At 55.0% G+C, this 25,177-nt stretch carries 23 protein-coding genes; 17 read left to right on the plus strand and 6 right to left on the minus strand.

Translation table 11 applies throughout. The features are described from left to right. The coding region (locus tag QEH59_RS16680) for a hypothetical protein (RefSeq protein ID WP_308986522.1) at positions 1-214 on the minus strand (214 nt) is incomplete at its 3' end. 67 nt (positions 215-281) lie between these two features. Here QEH59_RS16680 and QEH59_RS16685 point away from each other — a divergent pair. The 9 genes from QEH59_RS16685 (at position 282) to nadC (ending at position 8,151) form a co-directional block, all read left to right on the plus strand. Further along, entirely contained in the window at positions 282-1,601 is a 1,320-nt protein-coding gene (locus QEH59_RS16685) for a cytochrome ubiquinol oxidase subunit I (RefSeq protein ID WP_308986523.1), read from the plus strand. Positions 1,602-1,603: 2 nt separating this feature from the next. Beyond that, positions 1,604-2,611, plus strand: coding sequence for a cytochrome d ubiquinol oxidase subunit II (locus tag QEH59_RS16690; protein WP_425607160.1), 1,008 nt, complete (start codon positions 1,604-1,606; stop codon positions 2,609-2,611). 70 nt (positions 2,612-2,681) lie between these two features. Beyond that, positions 2,682-3,047, plus strand: a complete 366-nt coding sequence (locus tag QEH59_RS16695) for an ArsR/SmtB family transcription factor (protein ID WP_308986524.1) — start codon at positions 2,682-2,684, stop codon at positions 3,045-3,047. A gap of 38 nt (positions 3,048-3,085) precedes the next feature. Beyond that, a complete protein-coding gene (locus QEH59_RS16700) occupies positions 3,086-5,575 on the plus strand; it encodes an FAD-dependent oxidoreductase (protein ID WP_308986525.1) in 2,490 nt (829 codons plus the stop codon). 103 nt (positions 5,576-5,678) lie between these two features. After that, a complete protein-coding gene (locus QEH59_RS19060; protein WP_425609259.1) occupies positions 5,679-5,912 on the plus strand; it encodes a c-type heme family protein in 234 nt (77 codons plus the stop codon). A gap of 105 nt (positions 5,913-6,017) precedes the next feature. Beyond that, entirely contained in the window at positions 6,018-6,248 is a 231-nt protein-coding gene (locus QEH59_RS16710; RefSeq protein WP_308986527.1) for an AbrB/MazE/SpoVT family DNA-binding domain-containing protein, read from the plus strand. Further along, positions 6,245-6,631, plus strand: a complete 387-nt coding sequence (locus QEH59_RS16715; protein WP_308986528.1) for a type II toxin-antitoxin system death-on-curing family toxin — start codon at positions 6,245-6,247, stop codon at positions 6,629-6,631. The genes QEH59_RS16710 and QEH59_RS16715 overlap by 4 nt, the downstream gene beginning before the upstream one ends. Positions 6,632-6,780: 149 nt before the next feature. Beyond that, complete coding sequence (locus QEH59_RS16720) at positions 6,781-7,206, plus strand: hypothetical protein (RefSeq protein ID WP_308986529.1); 426 nt, start codon at positions 6,781-6,783, stop codon at positions 7,204-7,206. A gap of 15 nt (positions 7,207-7,221) precedes the next feature. Beyond that, the gene (nadC, locus tag QEH59_RS16725; protein WP_308986530.1) at positions 7,222-8,151 is read left to right on the plus strand and encodes a carboxylating nicotinate-nucleotide diphosphorylase; all 930 of its coding nucleotides are present in this window, start codon (positions 7,222-7,224) and stop codon (positions 8,149-8,151) included. Here the strand turns inward: nadC and QEH59_RS16730 are convergent. The 4 genes from QEH59_RS16730 to ptsP are packed head-to-tail and all read right to left on the minus strand — an operon-like array spanning position 8,148 to position 14,618. Continuing rightward, on the minus strand, positions 8,148-9,389 hold the full coding sequence (locus tag QEH59_RS16730) for a carbohydrate porin (RefSeq protein WP_308986531.1): 1,242 nt from the start codon (positions 9,387-9,389) through the stop codon (positions 8,148-8,150). The genes nadC and QEH59_RS16730 overlap by 4 nt on opposite strands. 24 nt (positions 9,390-9,413) lie before the next feature. Next, a complete protein-coding gene (locus tag QEH59_RS16735; protein ID WP_308986532.1) occupies positions 9,414-11,156 on the minus strand; it encodes a PTS fructose transporter subunit IIC in 1,743 nt (580 codons plus the stop codon). A 5-nt stretch (positions 11,157-11,161) separates the two neighbouring features. Further along, positions 11,162-12,127: a 1-phosphofructokinase gene (pfkB, locus tag QEH59_RS16740; RefSeq protein WP_308986533.1), complete on the minus strand. Its 966-nt coding sequence runs from the start codon at positions 12,125-12,127 to the stop codon at positions 11,162-11,164. Between the two features lie 22 nt (positions 12,128-12,149). Continuing rightward, the gene (gene ptsP / locus QEH59_RS16745; protein ID WP_308986534.1) at positions 12,150-14,618 is read right to left on the minus strand and encodes a phosphoenolpyruvate--protein phosphotransferase; all 2,469 of its coding nucleotides are present in this window, start codon (positions 14,616-14,618) and stop codon (positions 12,150-12,152) included. A gap of 283 nt (positions 14,619-14,901) precedes the next feature. Between ptsP and QEH59_RS16750 the strand changes: the two genes are divergently transcribed. From QEH59_RS16750 to QEH59_RS16780, 7 genes are all read left to right on the plus strand, one after another. Beyond that, complete coding sequence (locus tag QEH59_RS16750; protein WP_308986535.1) at positions 14,902-15,882, plus strand: LacI family DNA-binding transcriptional regulator; 981 nt, start codon at positions 14,902-14,904, stop codon at positions 15,880-15,882. Between the two features lie 56 nt (positions 15,883-15,938). Continuing rightward, positions 15,939-16,955, plus strand: coding sequence for a biotin--[acetyl-CoA-carboxylase] ligase (locus QEH59_RS16755; RefSeq protein ID WP_308986536.1), 1,017 nt, complete (start codon positions 15,939-15,941; stop codon positions 16,953-16,955). A gap of 66 nt (positions 16,956-17,021) precedes the next feature. Further along, the gene (locus tag QEH59_RS16760; RefSeq protein ID WP_308986537.1) at positions 17,022-17,789 is read left to right on the plus strand and encodes a type III pantothenate kinase; all 768 of its coding nucleotides are present in this window, start codon (positions 17,022-17,024) and stop codon (positions 17,787-17,789) included. Positions 17,790-17,887: 98 nt separating this feature from the next. Continuing rightward, complete coding sequence (locus QEH59_RS16765; RefSeq protein ID WP_425609260.1) at positions 17,888-18,769, plus strand: NAD(P)-dependent oxidoreductase; 882 nt, start codon at positions 17,888-17,890, stop codon at positions 18,767-18,769. 84 nt (positions 18,770-18,853) lie between these two features. Next, positions 18,854-19,600, plus strand: a complete 747-nt coding sequence (locus QEH59_RS16770; protein ID WP_308986538.1) for an alpha/beta hydrolase — start codon at positions 18,854-18,856, stop codon at positions 19,598-19,600. 72 nt (positions 19,601-19,672) lie between these two features. Further along, complete coding sequence (gene fdhD / locus QEH59_RS16775; RefSeq protein WP_308986539.1) at positions 19,673-20,545, plus strand: formate dehydrogenase accessory sulfurtransferase FdhD; 873 nt, start codon at positions 19,673-19,675, stop codon at positions 20,543-20,545. 68 nt (positions 20,546-20,613) lie between these two features. Further along, positions 20,614-22,884, plus strand: coding sequence for an FdhF/YdeP family oxidoreductase (locus tag QEH59_RS16780; protein ID WP_308986540.1), 2,271 nt, complete (start codon positions 20,614-20,616; stop codon positions 22,882-22,884). Here the strand turns inward: QEH59_RS16780 and QEH59_RS16785 are convergent, their stop codons facing one another. Continuing rightward, complete coding sequence (locus QEH59_RS16785; protein WP_308951066.1) at positions 22,885-23,451, minus strand: TetR/AcrR family transcriptional regulator; 567 nt, start codon at positions 23,449-23,451, stop codon at positions 22,885-22,887. A gap of 208 nt (positions 23,452-23,659) precedes the next feature. Here QEH59_RS16785 and miaB point away from each other — a divergent pair, with 208 nt between their 5' ends. Next, the gene (gene miaB, locus QEH59_RS16790; protein ID WP_308951065.1) at positions 23,660-25,033 is read left to right on the plus strand and encodes a tRNA (N6-isopentenyl adenosine(37)-C2)-methylthiotransferase MiaB; all 1,374 of its coding nucleotides are present in this window, start codon (positions 23,660-23,662) and stop codon (positions 25,031-25,033) included. Positions 25,034-25,177 lie beyond the last annotated feature (144 nt).

The raw sequence follows: 25,177 nt of genomic DNA on the forward strand, positions 1-25,177 counted from the left end.
AGACTAAGAGAAACCAAACTTTTATATGTAAAAACCAACTAACAGCTTCTACGTTCTTGACACAAACTAACATAGCAGGGGCTTCATTTATGAAGCCCGCCGAGCCCAATCCGACAAGCGCTGAAGCGCTCACTCGTACCCTAAAACCCACGCCCCCTCCAATCCCAATTCCAATTAGCAACAGCCACCCCAGCCAATAAGCAGGCGTAATCATTGGCCAACTAGGTCGATCTACGCTTCAAACAAGCATAAGATTCAGGCAGCTTAACCGCGCCTTTATCATGGATGCCTTTCTTCTATCACGCCTGCAGTTTGCTGCGAATATCAGTTTTCATATCCTCTTTCCCACCATTACGATTACGCTGGGTTGGTTGCTCTTATTCTTCAAGCTGCGCTTCGCCCGCACGCGTGATCCGAAGTGGATGGAGTTGTATTTCTATTTCACCAAGGTCTTTGCCCTGAGCTTTAGCATCGGGGTGGTCACGGGGGTGACCATGTCCTTCCAATTTGGCACCAACTGGCCGGGCTATATGAATACGGTCGGCAATATCGCGGGCCCTTTGCTGGCTTACGAGGTGCTGACGGCTTTCTTCCTGGAAGCGACTTTTCTGGGCATCATGCTCTACGGCTTTCGCCGCGTGCCGGGCTGGTTTCATACCTTGGCGACTTTTCTGGTCGCGGGCGGCACGACGCTCTCGGCCTTTTGGATTCTGGCGCTGGATAGCTGGATGCAAACGCCGGCCGGCCATATCATGATCGACGGCGTCGCCCATGCCGAAAGCTGGTGGCATATCGTGATGAACCCGTCTATGCCCTACCGTCTGGTCCATACGCTACTGGGCTCGGGGCTGACAGTCGCCTTCCTCGCCGCAGGTCTGCTAGCCTACCGGCGACTCAAAGGCGACGATCGGCCCGCCGTTCGCACGGGGCTGCGTTGCGCGCTCTTTCTGGCTGTGGTGCTGGGGCCGCTGCAAGGAATCGTCGGTGATCAACACGGGCTCAACACCCGCGACTATCAACCTGCCAAACTGGCCGCCATGGAAGCGCTGTGGGAAACCACCGAAGGCGCCCCGCTGGCGCTGTTCGCCCTGCCCGATGAAGATGCGCGCGAAAATCACATGGAACTGGCCATCCCCAAACTCGGCAGCCTGATCATTACCCATGATCCCAATGGAAAGATTCTGGGGCTGAATGAATTTGAGGGGCTGCACCCACCGGTCAGTCCAGTCTTTTGGAGCTTTCGTATCATGGTCGGGGTCGGCCTGCTGATGATTGCGGTCGCGAGTCTCGGCAGCTATTTCCTGATTCGCAAACAGGAGCTGCCTAAGTGGCTCTTACGGGTTTTACTAGGCATGACCTTCGCCGGCTGGGTCGGCACTTTGTCCGGCTGGTATGTCACAGAGATCGGACGCCAGCCTTGGTTGGTCTACGGCATCCTGAAGACCGAAGATGCGGTGGCCGACCTGCCGCCCGCGCACGTGGGCCTGACGCTGACGGCCTACTTGGTCACCTATCTAGTGCTGGGACTCGCCTACGTGGGCTCGCTCTTCTACCTCGCACGCAAGGCCATGAAAGAAGAACCTCAACAAATTCCGGCATGAACATGGAACAACTCACTCAGGGCGAGCCGCTCGCTTTCATCTTCGCATTTTTAATCGGCCTCTCGATGCTGCTCTACGCGATCCTGGATGGCTACGATTTGGGCGTGGGCATCCTCTCTTCCATCGTCGATGAAGCGCATCGCGACCGCATGATCGCCTCCATCGGCCCCTTCTGGGATGCCAACGAAACCTGGCTGGTGCTCGGCGTGGGCCTGCTGTTGGTCGCGTTTCCGGCCGCGCACGGCGTCGTGCTGACCACCCTGTATCTGCCAGTCGCAGTGATGCTGCTGGCCTTAATCTTCCGCGGGGTCTCCTTCGACTTCCGGCGCAAAGTGGCCAAGAAAAAACAAGCCGCCTGGAATCGTAACTTCTTTATCGGCTCACTCCTGGTCGCTCTCAGCCAGGGCTACATGGTCGGACGCTTCATCATCGGCTTCCAAGAAGGGCTCACCGCTCAACTGTTTGCCTGTTTCTTCGGGCTGCTGGTGGTGGCCGGTTATGTGCTGATGGGGGCTTGCTGGCTGATTCTAAAAGCCGAAGGCGAACTGCAAGAACGCGCCGTGGGCTGGGCGCGACGTGCGATTTGGACCATGGTGCTGGGCGCCATCCTCAGTAGCCTGACCGCCCCCTTCGTGGATACCCGCATCTACGACCGCATGTTTGCCTTTCCGGAAGTCACCCTGTTACTCGCGATGCCGCTGATCTCGATCATGCTGACACTACTCATGCATTTCATCCTAGGGATTCTGCCCATGGAAAACGACCGGCTAGCCTGGATGCCGCTCGCCATTTCCATCGCCATCTTCGTGCTCGGCTTCCTCGGACTGGTCTACAGCTTTTACCCTTACATCATCCCCGGCCAGCTCCTCATCACCGATGCCGCCGCGGCGCCGGAATCGCTCAAAATCATCCTAATCGGCACCGCCGTGGTCTTACCCTTCCTCATCGGCTACACCGCCCTCGCCTACTGGATCTTCAAAGGCAAAGCCAGCGACCTAAGCTACGATTAAGACTGACACATCTCAAAAATCATCACATCTGCCTTGACTTATCGTATATCTACGATAAGCGATAAGTCATATGGCAACTACCAAACACGCTCTTTTCCCTGAAGAACAAGTCTCGCTGGCGGCCTTTGCGGGTGCGCTGGCACATCCGGCGCGCATTGCCATTATCAGCCTGCTACAGGAGCGCAAAGAGGTCTGCTGTGGCGACATCGTGAAGGAGCTCCCACTGGCACAAGCCACGGTCTCACAACATTTGAAAGCTCTGGACAAGGCGGGACTGCTCCACCTCCGCGAATGCGGCCCCAAGGTCTGCTACTCCCTCAATTGCGAGGCGATTCGCAGCTTCTGCCACAGTTTTCAATGCACACTCGGCACCGATCAAGCGGACCACAGTGCAGAACTTGAGCCTGCCGCGGACTGCGCGAACCGCCGCAGCTAATACCTTTCCCCAAAAAACAAACAAAGACAGTCTATATCATGAATACGCAATCGACTCCACAAACCAACACCAACTCTCCCCGCGTGCTCATCATTGGCGGTGTCGCAGGCGGCGCCTCCGCAGCGGCACGCCTCCGCCGTCTGGACGAGCAGGCTTCTATCACGATGATTGAGCGCGGCCCGGACGTCTCTTTTGCCAACTGTGGACTGCCCTATCATATCGGCGGCGAAATCGAAGAACGCGAAAAGCTCTCGCTGCAAACACCGGAGACCTTGAAAGCGCAACTCGCGATCGATGTGCAAGCCCGCACCGAAGCGGTCTCCATCGACCGCGCAGCCAAAACAGTGCGTGTCCGAAATCTGGATACGCAGGCCGAAGAAACGCTCGCCTATGACAAATTGATCCTCTCCCCCGGCGCAGCTCCGCTAAGACCACCACTGGAAGGCATCGACCTACCGGGAATCTACACCCTGCGCAATTTGCAAGACATGGATCGCATCAAAGCGGCGGCCGCATCCGCTCAAAGTGCGCTGGTCATCGGCGCAGGCTTTATCGGGCTGGAAATGGCGGAACAATTGATTAACCTACAAAAGGACGTCACCCTGGTCGAACTGGTCGAACAGGTGCTCCCACAAATGGATCCCGAAATGGTTCGCCCTGTTGAGCAGGAACTAATGGATCACGGAGTCAAACTTCGCCTGGGCGACGGCATCTCCGGCTTCAAAGCTGCCGAAGGAGGCGGGCTGATCGCTCAACTAAACTCAGGACAAAGCATCGCAGCCGACCTCGTCATCCTTTCCATCGGTGTCCGCCCCGAAAATCAACTGGCGAAAGACGCCGGACTGGAACTGGGCGCGCGCGGCCACATCAAGGCCAACCCATGCATGCAGACTTCCGACCCCGACATCTACGCAGTCGGCGATGCCAGTGAAACCATCGACCCGATTCTCGGCGCCCCAACCGCCATCGCTCTGGGTGGACTGGCCAATCGACAAGGTCGCACCGCAGCCGACCACATCATCCTCGGCGACCAGGCCAAACCCTACCCCGGCTCGATCGGCACCTCAATCGTGCGGGTGTTCGATGTCGCAGCCGGCGTGACTGGTCACAGCGAAAAGCGCCTCCAGCAAATGGAGGTCGATTACCAAAAGACCATCGTCACCGACTTCAACCACGCCAGCTACTTCCCGGGCGCGACCCACCTCACTGTGAAATTACTCTGGGAAAAGTCGACCGGCCGCATTCTCGGCGGTCAGGCCAATGGCTTCGAAGGGGTGGACAAGCGTCTGGATGTATTGGCCACTGCCATCAAGGGGCAACTCACCGTCGACGAATTGGAACACCTGGAACTGGCCTACGCGCCTCCTTTCGGCGCAGCCAAAGACCCGCTCAACACAGCTGGATTTTCCGCCAACAACATCCGCAGCGGTCGCGTAAAGCCGATCTTCAGCCTGCGCGAAGCCGAAGGTACCCAGCTCATCGATACGCGCCCGGCTGCAATGGCGCAGCTCAAACCGATCCCCGGTGCCCGCAACATCCCTTTCCCGGAATTACGCAATCGTATTGAAGAACTAGATACAAAAAAACCAGTCACCACCATCTGCGCACTCGGCAAGATGAGTTACTTCGCAGCACGCATACTCGCGCAACACGGCTTCGACGTGCAGGCACATGTCGGCGGCTGGAAAGTCGAGCAGCAGCCACAAGCCCCCCAAGCCGACTCAGACAATTCCCCGGACACGAACTCCGCTAGCAATGAGCAAGCCGCAAGGCCCGCCTCCGAAGCAGCCGCGCAGGAAGTCATCCAACTGGACTGCACCGGCATGGCTTGCCCCGGTCCGATCCTGCGCGTCAAAGAAGCGGCTGCACTGCTAGAGGTCGGTCAAGTGCTGGAAGTGCGCGCCTCCGATGCGGGCTTCAAGAACGATTTACCCGCCTTCTGCAAAGCCAACGGTTACGAATGCCTGAGTGTTGCCAAAGACAAAGGCATCGTCACCGGCCGCCTTGCACGCGGAGCGGCATGCCCGGTCGCCAGCGCCGCACCGGCCAAAGCGGCTAATGGCGCGACGATTGTGGTCTTTTCCGGCGAATTGGACAAAGCCATGGCCGCCTACGTCATCGCCAACGGAGCCGTAGCCATGGGCGGCAAGGCCACCCTCTTCTTCACTTTCTGGGGACTCAATGTCTTGCGTAAAGACCCCGCGCCTCAAATTGCCAACAAGAGTTTCATGGATAAAATGTTCGGCTGGATGCTGCCGCGCGGTGCCAACAAACTCCCGCTGTCCAAAATGCACATGGGCGGCCTCGGCACTTGGATGATGAAAGACCGCATGGCCGGCAAAAACTTGCCCAATCTCCCGGGACTCATGGAAGACGCCCGCAAAGCCGGCATCCGCCTGGTTGCCTGCACCATGTCAATGGAAGCCATGGGCATCCGCGAAGAGGAGCTGATCGACGGAGTCGAGCTCGGCGGCGTCGCCGAATACCTGGGCGCCGCCTCCGAAACCAATGCAAACCTGTTTATCTAATGCAGCGCACAGCCAAACAACGCCTCGCCCGTTCCCTTGCAGTCGTCGCCCTACTCGGGCTGACGGCCTCTCCGAGAGCATTCTACAAGACTGGCAAACCGCGATGACGACGGACGGAACCGCGCCCGAACCCGCCGTCAGTCACGAAGACGGCCTGACCATCGTGCACCACCCCATCCTCCTGCAAACAGGCTGCCTCGCCTGCCACGGCGACCCCGCCAGCATTGCACCTGAAGTTACCCAGAAAATCGCCCAACTCTACCCCGCCGACACCGCCACCGGCTTCGCCGTAGGCGAGCTCCGAGGCGCCTTCCGCGTGGTGTTTGAACAAGAATAAGTCACAAAAAAACGTAGGGGCTTCACTTGTGAAGACCGCGTCAGCCCAAGCCACGTCGCGCCCCCCAACCTTGACTTCTGCCAGTAATAACATTTGTTATTACACATGGCTATCGAAACAAAAGTTCGCAAAATCGGCAACTCTCTCGGCATCGTTCTGCCCAAGGAAGCGCTACAGACACTCAAAGTGGAAGAAGGTGCGACGGTGTATTTAACTGAAGCCCCCAATTGTTCCCTCAACATCAATCCTGAACGGCCCGGCTTTGAGGAAATCATGCGCATTGCTGAAGAAGGAATGTCCACATACCGAAACACCCTTCGCGAGCTAGCTAAATGAAGGAGCCCAATTGGCTAAGTAAGGATACGATTCTGGCGATCCACTCCGCCGCAATCGCTCGATTTGGTGGCTCAGATGGAATTCGTGATGAAGCATTGGTGGATTCGGCATTAAACCGCCCCCTACAACTTTTTCATTATGAAAATCCCGATTTGTTCGAACTCGCAGCCATCTATGCCTCTGGTATTGTTAAAAGCCACCCTTTCTTGGATGGGAATAAACGCACTGGTTTTCTAGCGCTTTACACCTTCTTAGGCATCAATGGACTCCGCCTGATTGCGTCAGAAGAAGTCGCAGCTTTGCAAATTATCGCCCTCGCCGATTGCCGACTTAACGATCAAGAACTTGCCGACTGGATCTCCAAATCTTGTGAACCAAGGTAAGCCCATGGTAGCTCAAAGTCGTCAGCGAATCAGATTTGCTCGTTTACTCTGAAGCCCTCTCCCGATCCAAGCCATATTTGACTGGAGCGAACCCGACGATTCGCTAGAGTCCGCACATCACCTCTGTTTTTGAATGAAGGAATTATAATATGAAAACTCTAACATTTTGGACCCTCGCACTTTTTGCAGTCTTGTTTACGGCCTGCAGCACCCCACAGAACCAACGTATCTCGCAAAACCAAGCGGCATTCAATACCTACACACCCGCAGAACGGCAAATGATTCGCACGCAACAAATCGCCGTCGGCTTTGACCAAGACATGGTACGTATGGCCTTGGGTGATCCCAGCCATGAAACCACAGTCGACTCAGCCGCGGGCAAACAGATCGTGTGGGAATACCGTCAAATCAAACCGAGCATGGGCATTAGCCTCGGCGGTGGCGTCGGCTCCCGCGGCAGCGGCGTGGGCATCGGCACTGGCGTGAATGTAAACCCAAACAATACCAAGCTTCTCAAGCGCGTCGTCTTCGACCGCCAGACTGGAAAAGTCAGCACCTTCGAATCTTACAACTAATTTAGCACACACTGCATGAGCCATAACGCCCGCTACTCAAAAGAAACCTTTAAGACCCGCCTTACATGGCAGGATCTGGACCCCGACTACCTGCGACAACTGGTCGGCCTCGCCAAGATCGAAGACCTCGCCGGCGCCGGGCTGGCACACCGCCCGGAACGCCTCGGCGATGTCACCACCGCACTCATGCCGGAAGGTGCCAGTGGACGCGCGCAACTGACGGCACGCGAACCGCTGGTAGTCTGCGGTCTCGGCCTTATTCAAGCAGTGCTCGATAGCTATGGTCAGGACTGCAGCTTCGAAGCACAATCGCAGGATGGCGACTTTCTGGACCAAGGCCAAATTATCGGCATCCTGAGCGGCAGTTCCAGCGCATTGCTCCAGGCAGAACGCGTCATTCTCAATTTCCTACAGCACCTCAGCGGCATCGCCACCGAGGCCCGCCTCTATGTCGATGCACTCGGCCCCAGTGAGACTGCGCTGCTCGACACGCGCAAGACCTTGCCCGGCTATCGGGTGCTGCAAAAATACGCCTTCGCTTGCGGCGGCGGCTATAACCACCGCATCGGCCTCTTCGATCGCGTCATGCTCAAAGATAACCACCTCGCCGTCGCCGGCGCTACCGGTGGCAACCGCCTGACCGAAACCGTCGCGCTTGCAGTCAACACCTGCCAAGAAATCGCCATCGAAGTGGAAGTGGACTCACTGGAGCAAATCCCCCCAGTCGTCGAAGCGGGCGCCGATATCATTCTACTGGATAATTTCTCCCCCGAGGAACTGAAGCAAGCCGTCGAGATCATCGATGGCCGCGCCTGCACCGAAGCCAGCGGCGGCATTACCCTAAACTCACTCCCCGCGCTCAATGACCTCGGCCTCGATTTCATCTCGACGGGCGCCCCCATTCATCAAAGCACTTGGAAAGACATCGGGCTGGACTGGCTCTAGAAGCTAAAGCCTATTTGCGCTCCGACAACGATGGCGTCATCAATATCGCCACTTCCACCTGGATTCTTGATAAATTGAATGTCCGGCTGAATGTACGCGTATTCGGTCAACTGGATACGATGCCCCAACTCGAAGACCATCTCATAGTCAACCGGACTCCCTCCACCAGCTTCCAAGCCATCTGAGTATTCATCACTGAAGCCTCCATAAGTCGCAAAGAAAACGGTCCGGTCATCGGGACGTCCGGGAAGCAGGCCCTTGTAGTGCGCGCCGATTGTCGATTGGACCGGAACAATGGCGACTTCATCCTGCGAGGTGTACGCAAAGGTCATAAAAAGAGTCAGCCCTTCATCGGAATCAGCCGACTCCCGGTAAAATTGATAATCCGCATGCGCATAAAAGCGGGTCAAACTATCCGTCGTATCCATGCTATTGAAATCGTTCATTTCAAACGAGAAGGTTTGATTGACACCGGCGTAGAAACGAGCGGGCTTCCCATTAATTTCAGGCGTCCAGTCGTATTGGACAAAAACCGATACCCCATCGTCGGAATCGATACTGAAATCGAGCCCTTGTTTTTCTCGATCCCACATTTCCTGAGTCAGCTGAAAGACTCCTACTTGCAGCGTGCTCTCTTCAGAGAGCTTGGCTTTCATCCGCCCCCCCCAAACGGCAAACGGATAGGATGTCATCACTCCATCAAAGAGTACAGCCCGAATCTGCCCGTTGACCGCATTACTCAAAGAGTAACTGTAAAATGGAGATCCAACGAAGTCATCGGTCGCGGTCATGCGGCCCAGCTTCAAGGAGAGGTCACCATCCGCAAACAGCTTTTCCAGGGTTACATTATAGAGGAAGGTATTTTGTCCGCCAACCAGCTGCATTGCACTGTATTGGCTGCCGATATTTGGAGTAATGTCACTCCCATGGCGATCAATTCCTGTAAGAGTAAAAATGGTGTCGTCCCATCCCAGTATTTTTTCAAGATCGAAATTAAATCCGGTAAACAAGTCACCAGCAAAGTTTGTATCTTTGCTAATACCACCTGAGGCAATTGATGAGGTGATCGTGTTGTAGTAGGCGAAGAACTCGATGCCCGCTTCGGAGAGCTCCGTGCGCGCGCCCCCCCAATCGCCGGTCAAACGATCCGCGTATGGATTCTCTACGGATTCTGTATCCGCAAATACACCAGAATTGAGTCCAATAATTAATGATAGAGGTAGGATTTTGTTTTTCATAATATATGTTGAGTTGAGGTAAAATTAAGCAGCGACGGCTTTGTTCATTTGATTTAGCGGACGCTTCGCAAAGTAGAGCGCAGCGGTAGCAACAAGAGTTCCGATTATGATCGCAGCGATGTAGGCAAGGCCTTGAGTGATGGCATTTGGTATCGCCAAAACGAATACACCTCCATGAGGAACCATGAGCTTGCAGCCCATCACCATGGAGATTCCACCAGTCACCGCAGAACCAAGAATGGTGCAAGGAATGACCCGAATCGGATCGGCGGCCGCATAGGGAATTGCACCTTCCGTGATGAATGAGATTCCAAGGATCGCAGTGGCTTTGGAAGCCTGACGCTCATCGTCAGTGAATTTATTACGGAAAATATTTGCTGCCAGCGCACATGCCAGCGGTGGCACCATACCGGCAGCCATCACTGCAGCCATCGGCACGTAGATCTGGCTGGCCAAGAGACCGACCGAAAAGGTGTAAGCTGACTTGTTCACGGGACCACCCATATCGAAAGCCATCATCCCACCGAGGAGCAAACCAAGGATCAGGGCACTGCCCTCTTGCATACCGTTCAACCATGTGGACAAGCCATCAAGAATGAACTTCACCGGAGGCCCAATCACATAGATCATAGAAAGGCCGACGATCAACGAACTGAGCAAAGGCAGAATGAGCACCGGCTTAAGGCCCTGTAAGGTATCCGGAAGATTGATCTTACGATTCAGTAAACTAGTGAGATAACCGGCAAAGAAACCAGCAGCCAAACCACCGAGGAAACCCGCGCCGATTTGTGAAGCCAACATACCACCGATCAATCCAGGAGCCAGACCGGGACGGTCGGCTATGGAAAATGCGATGAAGCCGGCAAGTACGGGAATGAAGAGTGCAAAGGCAGAAGCTCCACCAATCTGCATAAGTGCCCAACCGAGCGTACCCTCGTTATCGCCCGCGTAGATCCCTCCGATGGCGAAAGCCAAAGCGATCAAAAGTCCACCCGCAGTCACGAGTGGCAACATTTGGGAGACCCCCGTCATTAAATGCTTGTAGACGCCGGTGCGTGCTTTCTTGGGAGGCATTTTCATGCCACCGGATTGCGCGGCTGAAGGTTCCAATGCGAGTGCTTCTTTAATCAGCCCGGACGCATCATTAATAGCGGCCTTGGTCCCTGTTTCAAGCAAACGCTTACCTGCGAAGCGGGCGGTTTCCACGCTGGCATCAGCGGCCACCACCACCGCATCGGCTTTAGCGATCTCTTCTTCCGTGAGTTCGTTTTTCGCGCCAACCGAGCCGCGGGTTTCCACCTTCATGGTGTAACCCAGCGCTTTGGCACCGCGGAGCAATGATTCCGCAGCCATAAAAGTATGAGCGATCCCGGTCGGGCAGGAGGTCACTCCCACAAGGAATTTGCTCTCTGTGGATTCGGCCGCTTCCTTCGGTGATGCGCTCTGGCTAGCCGCTGGTGCGGGCACATTATCCGGGAAGAGTTGATCCAGGACATGTCCGGTTTCGCGGGCCACGCGAGCAAGCTCGGTCGCAATGACTGGCACTGATGTGGACACTGGCTGCGCGGGTGCTTTGATTGCGGAAAGAAGCACGGCATTGACCGACTCGGAAGAAGACTTCCAGACCGCTGCAGGATCTGCATCCGCATCGGCTTTGATTATAAGCGAGAGTCCACGACGTGCAGCCTCTGCTTCGAGGGCGCCCTTAGCCAAACGCAACATGGGCGCATTGCTGGGGGCTTGAATGATAACAAGTAGATTTGACATGGGATTTAGGACTTGGGTTGATAGGGGGCGATTGGCTGTACGGTGACGCGGGCCAAACGTTTTAAGAGGATTTCAGGTTCAGGAAGCGCGGAGACGAGGGATTCCAATCGGCTCCAGGCGTAAACGGTGGCACGGCGTGCGCAGTCAGGTGCGGTTTCCCCGAGGAGGCGGCCCTGTAAATACCCGGCGAGCAATGAATCGCCTGCACCAACCGTGCTGATAACTTTGACAGGTGGCGCGCTCGCCATGAGCTCCGCCTTATTGGAAAGAAAAAGAGCACCCTCATCCCCAAGAGAGACAATCAGATTGGGCACGCGTTCGCGGTTGAGTTCCCGGGCCGCCGACAAGATCGACTGAAAGTCGCTCAGATCGGCACCGAGGAGTTCGGCCAGTTCATGGTTGTTTGGCTTCGCCAAATCAATCCCGGCTTCGACCGCGGCCGCAAGGGCGGCCCCACTTGAATCCACCGCAATTTTGGCATCGGCGTCACGTAGTTTATGTATCAGCTCGACAAGGAAATCCGGCTCGACGCCTGTGGGTAAACTTCCTGCGATGACAACCCAAGTGCCGGGTTGAACCAATTTCAGCAATCTGGAAAAGAGCTTCTCACACTGAGCCTTTGTAGGTGCCGGGCCAGGCAGATTTAGATCAGTGGTATCGTTGGATTTTGTATCCACAATCTTAATACCTGTTCGAGTTTCACCGGGGACACGAACAAAGGCGTCCATCAATCCGTGATCTTTAAAATGCTTTTCAAAAATCGAGGGATTGGCTTCACCGAGGAAACCGGAGACCGCGACGTTGGTTCCACCAATAGCAAGCATGGTGCCGACGTTGATTCCTTTGCCGCCGGCTTGGCGGTGTGATCCGGTCGCGCGATGAACGGTACCAGGCACAAGTTCGTCGAGAAAAACGGTATGATCGATCGCCGGATTGAGCGTGACGGTAATAATGGAGGGTTTCGTAGTCATGGTAATAAGTCTCTGGTAGGGGTTAAACGGCAGGTGGGATCAACCGCACGGCGACGGCGTCGTCCTGCGCGAGAGCGCGTTTAGCCAGCGCTTGCAGGTCGGCCAAATTCGCTTTTCGAAGTTTTTCTTTTACGGCAGGGATCAACGCGGCTGGCATACTCAATTCATCCACACCGATGCCAGTGAGAATTTGTGCGCCGAGCGGATCGGCCGCGAGCCCGCCACATACGCCCACCCACTTGCCTTCGGCATGCGCTGCCTTGGTTGCAGTATCAATCATGCGCAGCACGACCGGATGCAGGCTGTCCGCCCGTTTAGCGAGAAGCGGATGCGTCCGGTCAACGGCGAGGCCGTATTGCGTAAGGTCGTTTGTGCCTACCGAAAAGAAGTCGACCACCTTCGCGAGCTCAGGTGCCATCGTCACCGCAGCAGGCACTTCAATCATAACCCCAAGATCAATCTGCGGGCCATCGACTTCTCTACGTACGGTTTCCGCAATTTGACGGATACGACGAAAGTCGTTCGGCGTCGCAATCATAGGAAAGAGCAACTTGATCGGGCCATGCTTCGCGGCACGAAAAACCGCCCGCAGCTGAGTCTTAATAATATCAGGACGAGCCAGACCAAGACGAATACCGCGCAGCCCAAGGAAGGAAAGATCGTGTTCGCTCAGGCCGAGATAATCGACTGGCTTGTCACCACCGATATCCACTGTACGCAGGACCATGGGCAGCCCACCCAAAGCTTCGACCATCGCTTTATAGCATTCGTATTGTTCGTCTTCGGTCGGCGCGTGCTCGCGATCAAGAAACAGGAATTCCGTGCGAACCAGTCCCACCCCTTCCGCGCCAGCCTTGAGTGCATTTTCTGCTTCTTCGACCCGGGCAATGTTTGCGACCACTTCCACGCGATGCCCATCAGTCAACAAAGCAGGACTGAAACGTTGCGACCATGCTTGCTCACGACGTGCATCAATCGCCTTGAGTGCTTTACAGGCAGATTCAAGATCTGCCTCGGATGGCTCAAGGAAAAGTCGAGCACCGGACGCATCGAGTAACACAGTCGCATCTCGAACGGCATCCGCGAGAGCATCTCCCATTGCCACAACCATTGGAATACCAAGTGAACGCGCGACAATGGCCGAGTGCGCATTCGGACTGCCTGCGCGCAGGCAAATTCCTGAGACTTTCTCTGAGCTCAACTGAGCGGCCTCGGAGGGTTCCAAATCTTCAGCAATCAAAACCACGGGGGCGGTAATTTCAGCGAGTGGATCCTGCACCTCGCCGAGCAGGACACGGCTTACACGATGCCCCGCGTCTTTCAAATCGACGGCTCGTTGAGCGAGGTTGGCATCAGTCAATGCCTCCAACTTTGCGGCCTTATCGGTGACTACAGCGTTCCAAGCGCTCAGGGCATCTTCTCCCTCTTTAATTTTATTCAGGGCAGCTTCTTTTAATTCCAGATCGTCGACCAGAGCAACATGTGCAGTGAACAAGTTGCGCTGCACTTTGTTCATGTTCTCGTCATCGGCGAGTTCGGTCAAACCGCTTACCGCGGTTTCAATGGCGACTTCGAGGGCGGAGCATTCGGAGGCTTCATCGCCACGCTTACGGTCTGCTGCATCATGGCTACCGAGGTTCCAATGAAAGACTGGACCCACCGCAATCCCAGGAGCGGCCATTGTCCCCGAAATGGAAGATGTGGATTCACTTTGAACAGGCTCCCAATGGATCGCGCTGTCGACCTCATCTATAACCTCCTGAGGCTCGTCGTTGATCAATTCGAGCAAGCGACTGATCCGATCCAGGTGATCCGTGGCATACGGAGAATCGGATCGAATCTCGATGTGACTTTCTGCGGTGATCCCTAAACTGACGATCTTCAGTGCGCTGCGGGCATCGGCTTCGCGGCCGTTGACCACGAGACTAATATTACCGTCCATCTGTTCGGTCAATTCAGCCAACTGACTGGCTGGGCGAAGGTGAAAACCACGTGGGTTGGTAAATTTCACGAAGACACGTTCGCCTGCATAGTCATCATCAATGTCATCGCCGGCTCCTGTTTCTTCTCCAAAGACAGCTGCGATGATTACTTCCGGGTCTGTCGTGCTCGCCAAGTCTTTGGCCAAATCGGCATCAGCAGTGATGGAAGTCAGCCGAGCGAGAAGGCCGATATGCTCATCACTTTTTGCGGCGATGCCGAAGATCAGATGGGCCCGCTCCTCGCCTTTCCAAGCCACACCTTGGGGGACCTGAATCAACACAACCCGCGTTTCGCGGATCAGGTTAGATTGTTGCGGTTGACCATGAGGAATGACAACTCCATTGCCTAGGTAAGTGTTCGCTGTTCGTTCGCGGCCGAGCATACTATCTACATATCCTGCCTCTACAGCTCCGAGCTCTGCGAGAAGCTTCGCGATGCCTTGAATGGCCTCTTCCTTGCTGGAAAACTTTTGACCAAGACGAATATCAGATGGGGTTAGATTCAACATGAGGGGTATTTGATTTTGAGGTTAGAAAAAGAAGATGGTTACAATATGTAATCGTTTACATATAATTGTCAAACAAAAAGGCGGCCCAGCAAAAGGAACGCAGAACATAACTACACAGATATTGTTAATAATTAGATACTTAAGACTTAAATTATTTTCATATTTTTCTGGTATCGTTTACATACATTATGTCATAATCATAGATAACTCATGAGAAACTCCTCCGAAGACGCGCAGTCTTTATCAGTATTGCGCCCCCTCTCTCCCTTTTTAGATTCCGACCATGGCTAGTATTAAAGATGTCGCCCGCGAAGCAGGTGTTTCGACAGCAACCGTATCCCGCATGATGGCCAATAAGGGTTACATCAGTGACAAAGCACGAGCCAAAGTGGAGGCTGCCGTTAAAAAGCTCGGCTATCGCCCCAATCGTGCGGCTCAACAATTACGGGATCCCGGGTCGCGAATTATCGCTCTTATTGTCTCCGACATACAGAATCCGTTTTTCGGAGAGCTTTGCCGATCCGTCGAAACCTTCGCCCAGAAGCGTGGGTTTTGTGTTTTCGTCTGTAATACCGATGAAGACCCTCAAAAGGAGATTCACTACTTGGAGCTCGTCGCCCAGGAACAAGTGGCTGGAGTGATTATCTCTCCTTCAACGCAAGGCTTGAAGCCGTTGAAAGCGCTTCAAAAACAGGGAATCCCTGCTGTTTTGGTTGACCGGCAGGTGGGCACAGATTTTGACGCCGTCCTCTCTGATAATAAAGAAGCGGCCTACCGATTGACTCAGCGGATTTTACAAGGCGGCTATCGACGCATCGCCGGAATTTTCGGGGCCAACAGTTTTACCGCGGAAGAACGGCTGGCCGGTTTTCTATCCGCATTGGCTGAAGCAGGACAGACTGCCTTTCCGATCAGACGTATCCCAGCATTTGAGAATGAAGGACGTGCTGCGATGGAGCAAATTCTGCAAGACAATCCAGCGCCAGACGCCGTCATTTGTAGCAGTGCACTCATTGCCACCGGTGCATATCGGGCAATTCACAAGCAGAAGATATTGATACCAAATCATATAGGTTTTGCCTGTTTCGACGATCCCCCTTGGGCGACCTTTGTGAATCCAGGCCTTACGGTAATTCGTCAGCCAGCTGCACTTTTGGGTGAAGCGGCTGCAGAGCTGTTGATGAAGCGCATCAAAGATCCCGAACGGACATCCAGCATTCTACGCTTACAAGGCAGCTTGGTCGAACGCGGTTCGTTACGATAATATGACAGATAAAATGAGCTTAACAGAGTCGAAGAAAACACTCAGAACCATAGACAATGCTCGACACCGAATATCGCCAAATCGAATCCAATAAAGATGCCCAGACTATCCTGAAGGCCCTGCTTGCCACCCCGGATACCTTCGTCTCCGGCAGCCTGCTCGCAGAGCAACTCGGCATGTCACGCCCCGCCATTCATGGTAAATTAGACAAGCTACGCGAACAAGGCTTCGAGTTTGAAGCCATCCGCAACAAGGGCTACCGCCTGGTCAAAGAGCCCGAAGTCCTGCACCCAGATCTGCTGCGCTACTACACCCAACTCAACGGGTCTAAGCTCGAAGTGCTCTATTTCCCCGTCATCGACAGCACCAACAGCGAAGCAGAACGCCAACTCTCGCATCGTCGCAAAAGCCCCTTCGCCATCGCTTCCAGTTGCCAAACCAAAGGCCGTGGACGCCTCGGGCGCGAGTGGCACAGCGCCACCGCCGACAACCTCTACCTCTCGGTCGGGTTTGAACCCAACATTCCACCACAAGCACTACAACACTTCACCCTCTGGGCCGGCATCCACATCTGCCGCGCCCTGCAAAGCCTCACACCAAATGCGGCCCTAAAAATCAAATGGCCCAACGATCTGCACTGCGATGGTCGCAAGTTCGCGGGCATGCTCACCGAAGCTAAAATGGACGCCGACAGCCTCCGTAGCATTATCTTCGGCATCGGCCTCAACGTGAATAGTAATCCGACAAAATACCCCAGCGAACTGCGTAAATCGGCCACCAGTCTCTACGCCGTCGGAGGCAAAGAGCTTTCGATGAATCAAGTCGCAGCCAAGGTGATCATCGCCATACAGACTGCCTACGACACCTGCATCCTCGACAACGGCTCCGAGAGCTTAGTCGAAGCCTGGGCACCACTCAGCTCACTCTCAGGAAAAACCGTTACCGCGATCATGAATAACCAAGAGATCACCGGCACCGCCAGCGGCATCGACGAAACGGGCGCCCTCATCCTCATCGCCGCCGACGGCAGCGTGCAAAAAGTTCGCGCCGGAGACGTCACTTTAAAAAAGTAGGGGCGCGACTCGTCACGCCCGCGTTGTGATGGCCACTCCTACCTTCTGACTTTAAAACACTCCACCATGAAAACCCTCAGCATCGACGTCGGTAACACCAGCACCCACTACGGGCTGGTCGCAGGCCAATTTGTTCAACTCACCGGTCACTTTCCCACCGCAGAATTCCGCCACGCGCCCTCTCCGGCCTTCGCGCAAAAACTGGCTCCACTGCTCGCAGAAGCAGACAGCATCTCCTTCTGCTCCGTAGTGCCCGACATCAACGACAACCTCCGCGCCAGCCTGGCCGCATGCCAACAACCGATCTTCCACCTCACCTGTGACAGCTGCGCGGGCCTGGAACTGGTCTACCCCAAACCACACGAAATCGGTCAAGACCGCATCGCCAACGCCATCGCCGCTCAGGAATTTTACGGCATCCCCGCCATCGTCATCGATATGGGCACCGCCGTCACCTTCGACATCGTCAGCAGCCAAGGCTACGAAGGAGGCATCATCGCCCCCGGCCTCGCTGTAATGACACGCTACCTACACGAACAAACCGCACTGCTCCCCGAACTCAGTGCCGAAGACCTGCTCAACGTCGAAGGCGCCATCGGTAAGTCCACCGTCCACGCCATGAAACTCGGCGTCGCCGTCGGCTTTTCTGGCATGATCGATGCATTGCTACTTAAAGTGACCAATGAACTGCAAAAGCGCGGTGAGCCCAAACCGGTCGTCCTCTCCACAGGTGGCAGCATCGCCAACTTAACCAAAGACTGGGCCCACAAAAGCCTTTTCGTCGGCGACCTCACACTGATGGGCCTCGCCGTTGCCGCTAAACGCCAACTCTAGCACCGCACGACGCCATCAGACACTCTCAGCCCTGAAACATAGTACACCAATCGCACAAAGCATTTGATCTGACGCAGACCCTAGCTACCTTGCGCGTCATGAAAAATCAAAAAATCGGATTCGTCGGCCTAGGCCGCATGGGCGGCAACATGGCTCGCTGCCTCAATGACAAAGGCTACAAAGTCACCGCGCTCTACGACATCAACGAAAATGTCGCCACCGAGCTCGCCCAAGAAATCGACGCGACCGCGTATCAAACACTCGCCGAAGTCACCGCCCATGCGGACATCATTCTGACCGTCGTCACCAACGATGCCGCAATGGACGCCATATTCTTCGGCGAAGACAACCTCCTCACCGGCGCCGAAGGACGCACCTTCATCAACTGCGCCACCCTCACCCCCGCCCTGCATGGCAAGCTCGAAGCCAACGCCGCACAAGTCGGTGCCAAATGCCTCGAAGCCTGCATGGCCTCCAGCATCCCACAGGCACGCAAGGGCGAACTCTTCCTCATGGTCGGTGGTGATGAAGCCGAATTCAAAGCCAACAAAACACTGCTCGACGACCTCAGCAAAGCGCTCCACTACGTCGGCCCCGCCGGTAAAGCCTCCGAGGTCAAAGCACTCGTCAACATGGTTATGAACATCAACACCGCCGCCCTCGCCGAAGGCCTCGGCATCGGTGACGCCCTCGGCCTCGACCTCAAAATGCTCTGCGATATCTTTAGCCAGACCGGCGCCAACTCACGCGTGCTCGAAACCGATGCCGAAGACATGATTCTCCGCGATCACGACTGCTACTTCTCCGCCGCACACGCCGCCAAAGACTCCGGCATCGCAGTCGGCCTCGCCGCCAATGCCGGCATCAACGCCCCCCTCGCGCAAGCCACCTTCAAGCAATACACCAAGCTCACCGAAATGGGCAAAGGCGAACTCGACAAGTCCGGCATCGCCGAACTCACCTTCAAAGGCCGCATCTAAAAAACGTAGGGGCGCCATTTATGACGCCCGCCGAAGCTAAGCCCAAAATTAAGCCTGCCCAAAAAGGCCGCATTTAGCCTGCCAATGAATCAAACAATCCAAAATTCCCTCGGCGAAACGCTCGACTACAGCTTCGCCCCCGGCAACGCCGACACCGCAAAAAACGACTGGCTGGTCATTCTCGGCCACGGCGTCACCGGCAATAAAGATCGCCCCGTCATGGTCGATACCGCCAAGGCACTCAATGCCGCAGGTTTTGACACCCTACGCTTCTCCTTCGCCGGCAATGGCGACTCACAAGGTGACTTCCGCGACGCCACCATCTCCAAAGAAGTCGGCGACCTCGCATCAATCCTCGACGCCGTCACCAGCTCGTATTCAAAAATCGCCTACATCGGTCATAGCATGGGCGGCGCTGTCGGCGTCATCCAAGCCTCGCGTGATGCACGCATCAACGCACTCGTGTCACTCGCTGGCATGGTCGATACTAAAACTTTTGCGCAAACCGAGTTCGGCCAAGAAACACCGGACCAAGGTCTGATGTGGGACGAAGCAAGCTGCCCACTCTCCGCAAAGTTTATGCACGACCTCTGCCATACCATCGACAACGTCGCCCCACTGGCCGAAATGATTCGTGCCCCTTGGCTACTCCTACACGGCACCAGCGACGATGTCGTACGCCCCCAAGATACCGACCTCGTCCAAAGCTTAAAAGGCGACAGCGTCAAAGTCATACGCATCGACGGAGCCGACCACAGTTTCAACCAAGCAGAACATAAAATTCAAATGACTCAAGCCGTCGTCGACTGGCTTTCCCAGCAAGCTTCATAAACACGCAGGGGCAGAGCCCACCCTCCATTTAGTTTGCAGCACTCCCATGCGCACTCAGTCCTATATCGCCCAATGCTACCTTCATCTCGCCGACTACCACGCACCACACGCACCAGCGTGAAGGTCATCAAGCAACACGTGCAGGGGCAGCATGCCCTGCCCCCCGAGGAAGACTACCTTGCGATCGAAGATCCATTAGAAATCGTCCTCGCCTACGAACGCCACTTCGGAACGGTCGAAAAGAAACTCATAGTGACCATGCGCACGCCCGGCCACGACGAAGATCTCATCCATGGCTTTCTTTACTGCGAAGGTATCATCGGCTCCGCTGCCGACATCGTCGCAATTCAACTCAGTGGTAATAACGCACACGCCGCGCCCACCCGCGCACGCGTACAACTGCGCCCTGGCCTCGACGCCTCCGCCAAAACCTGCGAGCGCAACTTCGCCGTCCATTCCAGTTGCGGCGTCTGCGGTACCACCAGCATCGGACACCTTGAGATACCTAAAGCTCTGAACATTGATGATGATTCAGCCGTAGCTGCAGATTGGATACATTCACTCCCAGCACAGATGCACGACCGCCAGGCCACCTTCCGTCAAACAGGTGGCCTACATGCGTCTGCAATTTTTTCCACTGATGGCTCATTACAAGTTTCGCGCGAAGACATTGGCCGTCACAACGCGCTGGATAAAGCCATCGGCGCCAACCTCATCGCCGCACGCACCCCCGCAAAAGGACAGGTGCTCTGCGTCAGCGGACGCATGAGCTACGAAATCATTCAAAAGGCCCTGATCGCCCGCATTCCCATTATCACAGGAGTCGGCGCACCTTCCAGCATGGCAGTCGCCCTCGCCAACGACTTCAATATAACGCTCATCGGATTTGTCAGAAACGACAGCTACAACATCTACAGCTGCCCGGAACGCATAAAAAGCTTATAGAGTGGCAAGCTTCTAGCTAGCCCCAACACCTTCTCACTCGAAGCTCATACGATTACATTTTCTGCACCATGCAAGCCGATCCAGAACCACCACGCCAATTACTCGACCTAAAGCGCTCCGCTCCCAAGGACAAAGCAGTCGGCACCAAGGCAGTCACCAACTCACTCAAGCATGTCAACCAACAGGCCGGTGCCAACCGTGGCGCTAAAGCACTCTACCGGCTCAACCAAAAACATGGCTTCGATTGCCCCAGCTGCGCATGGCCAGACCCGGACGGCGAACGTTCAAGTTTTGAATTCTGCGAGAACGGTGCCAAAGCCGTCGCGACTGAAACAACTAAAAAACGTGTCGATGCCGCGTTCTTTGCCCAGTATTCAGTCGCAGAGCTCGCTCAAAAAAGTGACTTTTGGCTCAACGACGCGGGGCGCCTAACCGAGCCCCTACTACTCGATACAGCAGCCTCCCACTATCGCCCGATTTCATGGGACGACGCCTTCGATCTCATCGCCGAAGAGCTCAACGCCGCGGCCTCCCCCGACGAAAGTATCTTTTACACCTCCGGTCGTGCCAGTAATGAAGCCGCCTTTCTCTACCAGTTATTCGTGCGCCAATACGGCACCAACAATCTGCCCGATTGCTCCAACATGTGCCACGAATCCAGTGGTGCCGCTCTCAACGAAACCGTCGGCATCGGTAAAGGGACAGTCACACTGGAAGATATCGAAACCACCGACTGCCTACTGATCATGGGACAGAATCCCGGCACCAATCATCCACGCATGTTGACCTCATTGGAGAAGACCGTGGAGAACGGAGGCAAAATTATTTCCGTCAACCCGCTCTTTGAAACAGGACTGCGTGCGTTTTCACATCCGCAAAAACTGAAAGGCGTGCTTGGCAAAGCAACACCACTGGCTTCGCAACACGTATCAGTTCGCCTCAATGGTGATCTCCCTTTCCTAAAGGGCATGCTGAAATCTGTGATTGAAGCAGACGCAATAGATCCAGCATTCATCGAAACCTACACACATGGTTATGAAAGTTTCCTGGCTAAAATCAACGCCGTCACATGGAAGGAAATCAGCCAACAATCCGGCGTTAGCGAAAAAGAAATACGCGCAGCAGCAAATACCTTTATGCAAGCAAAGGACGCCATTACCTGCTGGGCGATGGGGCTGACTCAGCATCATAACGCTGTCGCCACCATCCGGGAAGTGGTCAACCTCCACCTCATCACTGGAAAAATAGGCCGCCCTAAAAGTGGACTCTGTCCCGTTCGCGGACACAGTAACGTGCAAGGCGATCGCAGCATGGGAGTGTGGGAAAAAATGCCCGAGTCATTCCTAGCCGCCCTCGATAAAGAATTCGAATTCACATCTCCCCGCAAACACGGCTACGACGCCGTCGATTCAATCGAAGCCATGCTCGCGGGCAAAGCACGCGTATTCATTGGGCTAGGCGGTAACTTTCTGTCCGCCTCCCCCGACACACATGCCACAGCCGCCGCCATGCGCCAGTGCGAATTAACCGCACATATCGCCACCAAATTAAATCGCGGTCACCTCATCACTGGCAAACGAGGACTCATCCTACCTTGCCTCGGTCGTACCGAAGCAGACCTTCAAAAAAGCGGCCCACAATTCGTCACCGTGGAAGACTCAATGGGAGTCGTACATAAATCAGAAGGGCGCCTCGAGCCCGCCTCGCATCAATTAAAAAGTGAAACAGCCATCGTTTGTGGCATCGCACGCGCCACACTCACAGAGACACGTGTGCCCTGGTTGGCTTTCTCCGAAAACTATGACTTAATCCGCGAACGCATCCAACGTGTGATACCAGGCTTTCAAGATTTTAACGCACGCGTTCGCAAGCCAGGAGGTTTCTATCTACCCAATGGGGTAAAGGAACGCAGCTTTCAAACCGCAACAGGCAAAGCTAATTTCACAATCAACCCACTCAGCCCCATCAGCCTCGAGTCCGGCCAACTGCTGTTACAAACCTTCCGCAGCCACGACCAGTTCAATACCACAATCTACGGCAACAACGACCGCTACCGCGGCATCAAAAACGAACGCCGTGTCATCTTCTTAAACAAAGAAGACATGGCCGAACGCAACATCACCCCCGAACAACCAGTCGATATCACCAGCCACTTCAAAGGCGAGACCCGCACCGCAAAGCTCTTTCTAGCCATCCCCTACGATACTCCCAAAGGCTGCGCCGCCGCGTACTACCCCGAAGCCAACGTACTCGTCCCCCTCGGCGCACGCGCAGAGACCAGCCAAACACCGATCTCGAAATCCGTCATCATCACCATCGCTCCCAGCAGTCACGCCTGATCATTCGCGAATTCCGCACAACTGCTCCGCCACAGCCAAGCCATCTTCAAACGGCCAAGTCGCTTTAAGATTCTGCGCTTCAGTCATCGCGCCCGAATACACTAAAAACACCGCCGTTCCAAGGCGTTGAGCATCCTTTGCATCCACCAGAGTGCCCACCAATTCAATGAAAAACTTACGCTGAGCACGCTTATATTGATCAATCAAATAAGCCATTTCCGGCTCGGCATCCGCATCAATACAAGCCGCCGTATTCGCAAACTGACACGCACGCCAACCGTTCGCCTCCACCCAGCTGCGCATAGAGAAAAAATACTTTTTTAACCGCCGCTCACGCTCACCAGGGCGCTCCATAAAAGTCTCATGCATAATCCGCATGCGCTTCGTTAAACGTTCCAACCAAGCTTTACCCAAAGCTGATTTATCACTAAAAGCGCGATAAAACTCTGACTTCGGCAATCCACTTGCGGCGATCACCTCCTCCACACTCACCGCACTGTAGCCCTTACGATGAAAAAGTTCGCTAGCTTTCGCTAATATAATTTCGCGTGGAGGAATCTCTGACATCGCACCAACACACAGACACAGTCCAAAGCGGTCAAGACGACAGCTAAGGAACCATTTCTTTTAAAAATTCCTTACATTAAATTAACAAGCATTCATCCTGTCCCAAAGCTCGAATCCCACACACAGCAATCCACTCCATAAACAGCCGCCAACTGATCAGCTTTCAATATTTACAACACAGCACATCTCAGCATGCTCCGCCCTTCTTATGAACCGAGTCTATATCAAAACCTACGGCTGCCAAATGAACGAACGCGACTCCGATGCGGTCGCAGCGATGCTTCGTGGCAAAGGATATTCACTCGTCGATAACGAATTCGATGCCGACGTCGTGCTCCTCAACACCTGCAGTGTACGCGACCAGGCCGAGCAAAAAGCCATCGGCAAGGCTGGGCACCTGGCCAAGCGAAAACGCAAAGACCCCAACTTTATCCTAGGCATCATGGGCTGCATGGCTCAAAACCGCGGCGACGAACTCGTCGACAAACTGCCCGACCTCGACCTCGTCGTCGGCACACAAAAATTTCACCGCGTACCCGAGCACCTCGATTCCATGATCGCCACGCTCCAAGGCCAAGGCCCGCGCCCCGACACCATTGTCGACCTCGCCGAAGAGCTCGACTCGCAGAACACCATTAAGTCACACGTTGATGACAAGCTGCAAGTCACCGCCTTCGTCAGCATCATGCAAGGCTGCAACATGAAGTGCTCCTACTGCATCGTGCCCAAGACCCGCGGTGCCGAGCGCGCCCGCCCCATGGACGAAATCGTCAAAGAAATCAAAGAACTCGCAGCCAAAGGCACCCGTGAGGTCACCCTACTCGGGCAAATCGTCAATCAATACGGCATCCGCGAATTTCCCTTCGTCGACAAAAAGAGCCCCTTCGTGCAACTCCTAGAGAAAGTGCACGAGATCGAAGGCATCGAGCGCATCCGTTTCACCAGCCCGCACCCAGTCGGCTTCAAAGACGACCTCATCGAGTGCTACGGCCGTCTGCCCAAGCTTTGCGAGTATTTACACTTCCCCATGCAAAGTGGCAGCGACCGCATACTCAAAGCCATGCGGCGTCCCTACAGCATCGAAAAATTTCGCAGCATCATCAAAAAGATGCGCGCCGTGCGCCCCGACATGTACATTTCCACAGATGTCATCGTCGGCTTCCCCGGCGAGACCGAAGAAGACTTCGAGCTCACCCGCAAGCACTTCGAAGAAATCGGCTTCGACATGGCTTATTTGTTTAAATACAGCGTGCGCCCCGACACCACCGCCGAGCCCCTCGGCGACCCCGTCACCAAAGAGCAAAAAGAAGAGCGCAATCAGATCCTCCTGGAGATCCTCGGTAAACGCTCCCTAGAGCGCAACCAAGCCCTAGTCGGCACCGTCGAAGAAGTCCTCTTTGAAGGCCCCGCCAAAAAAGGCGAAAACATGTTCCTAGGGCGCACCCGCGGCAACCGCGTCGTATTAGTCAAAGCCAGCCCCCGACTAGTCGGGCAATTCGCCCCCGTAAAATTCGAACGCGCCACCGCCAGCACCCTCTTCGGCGAGCTAGTCCTCGAAGGCGTCGAAGCACAAAGCGCCTAAACACCCAGCCAAAAGCCTCCACTCAATACTTCCCAACCCCTATGAACGCTGTCCAAGTTGTCTACGATCCGAGTGGTGATGCAAGGAGTTTGGTAATGCGTGGATATAGGTGACTGAGGTCGATTTTGCGGAACTGACTTTGAC

Origin of the sequence: Thalassobacterium sedimentorum (assembly GCF_031127905.1) — a bacterium.
GTDB lineage: Bacteria > Verrucomicrobiota > Verrucomicrobiia > Opitutales > Coraliomargaritaceae > Thalassobacterium > Thalassobacterium sedimentorum.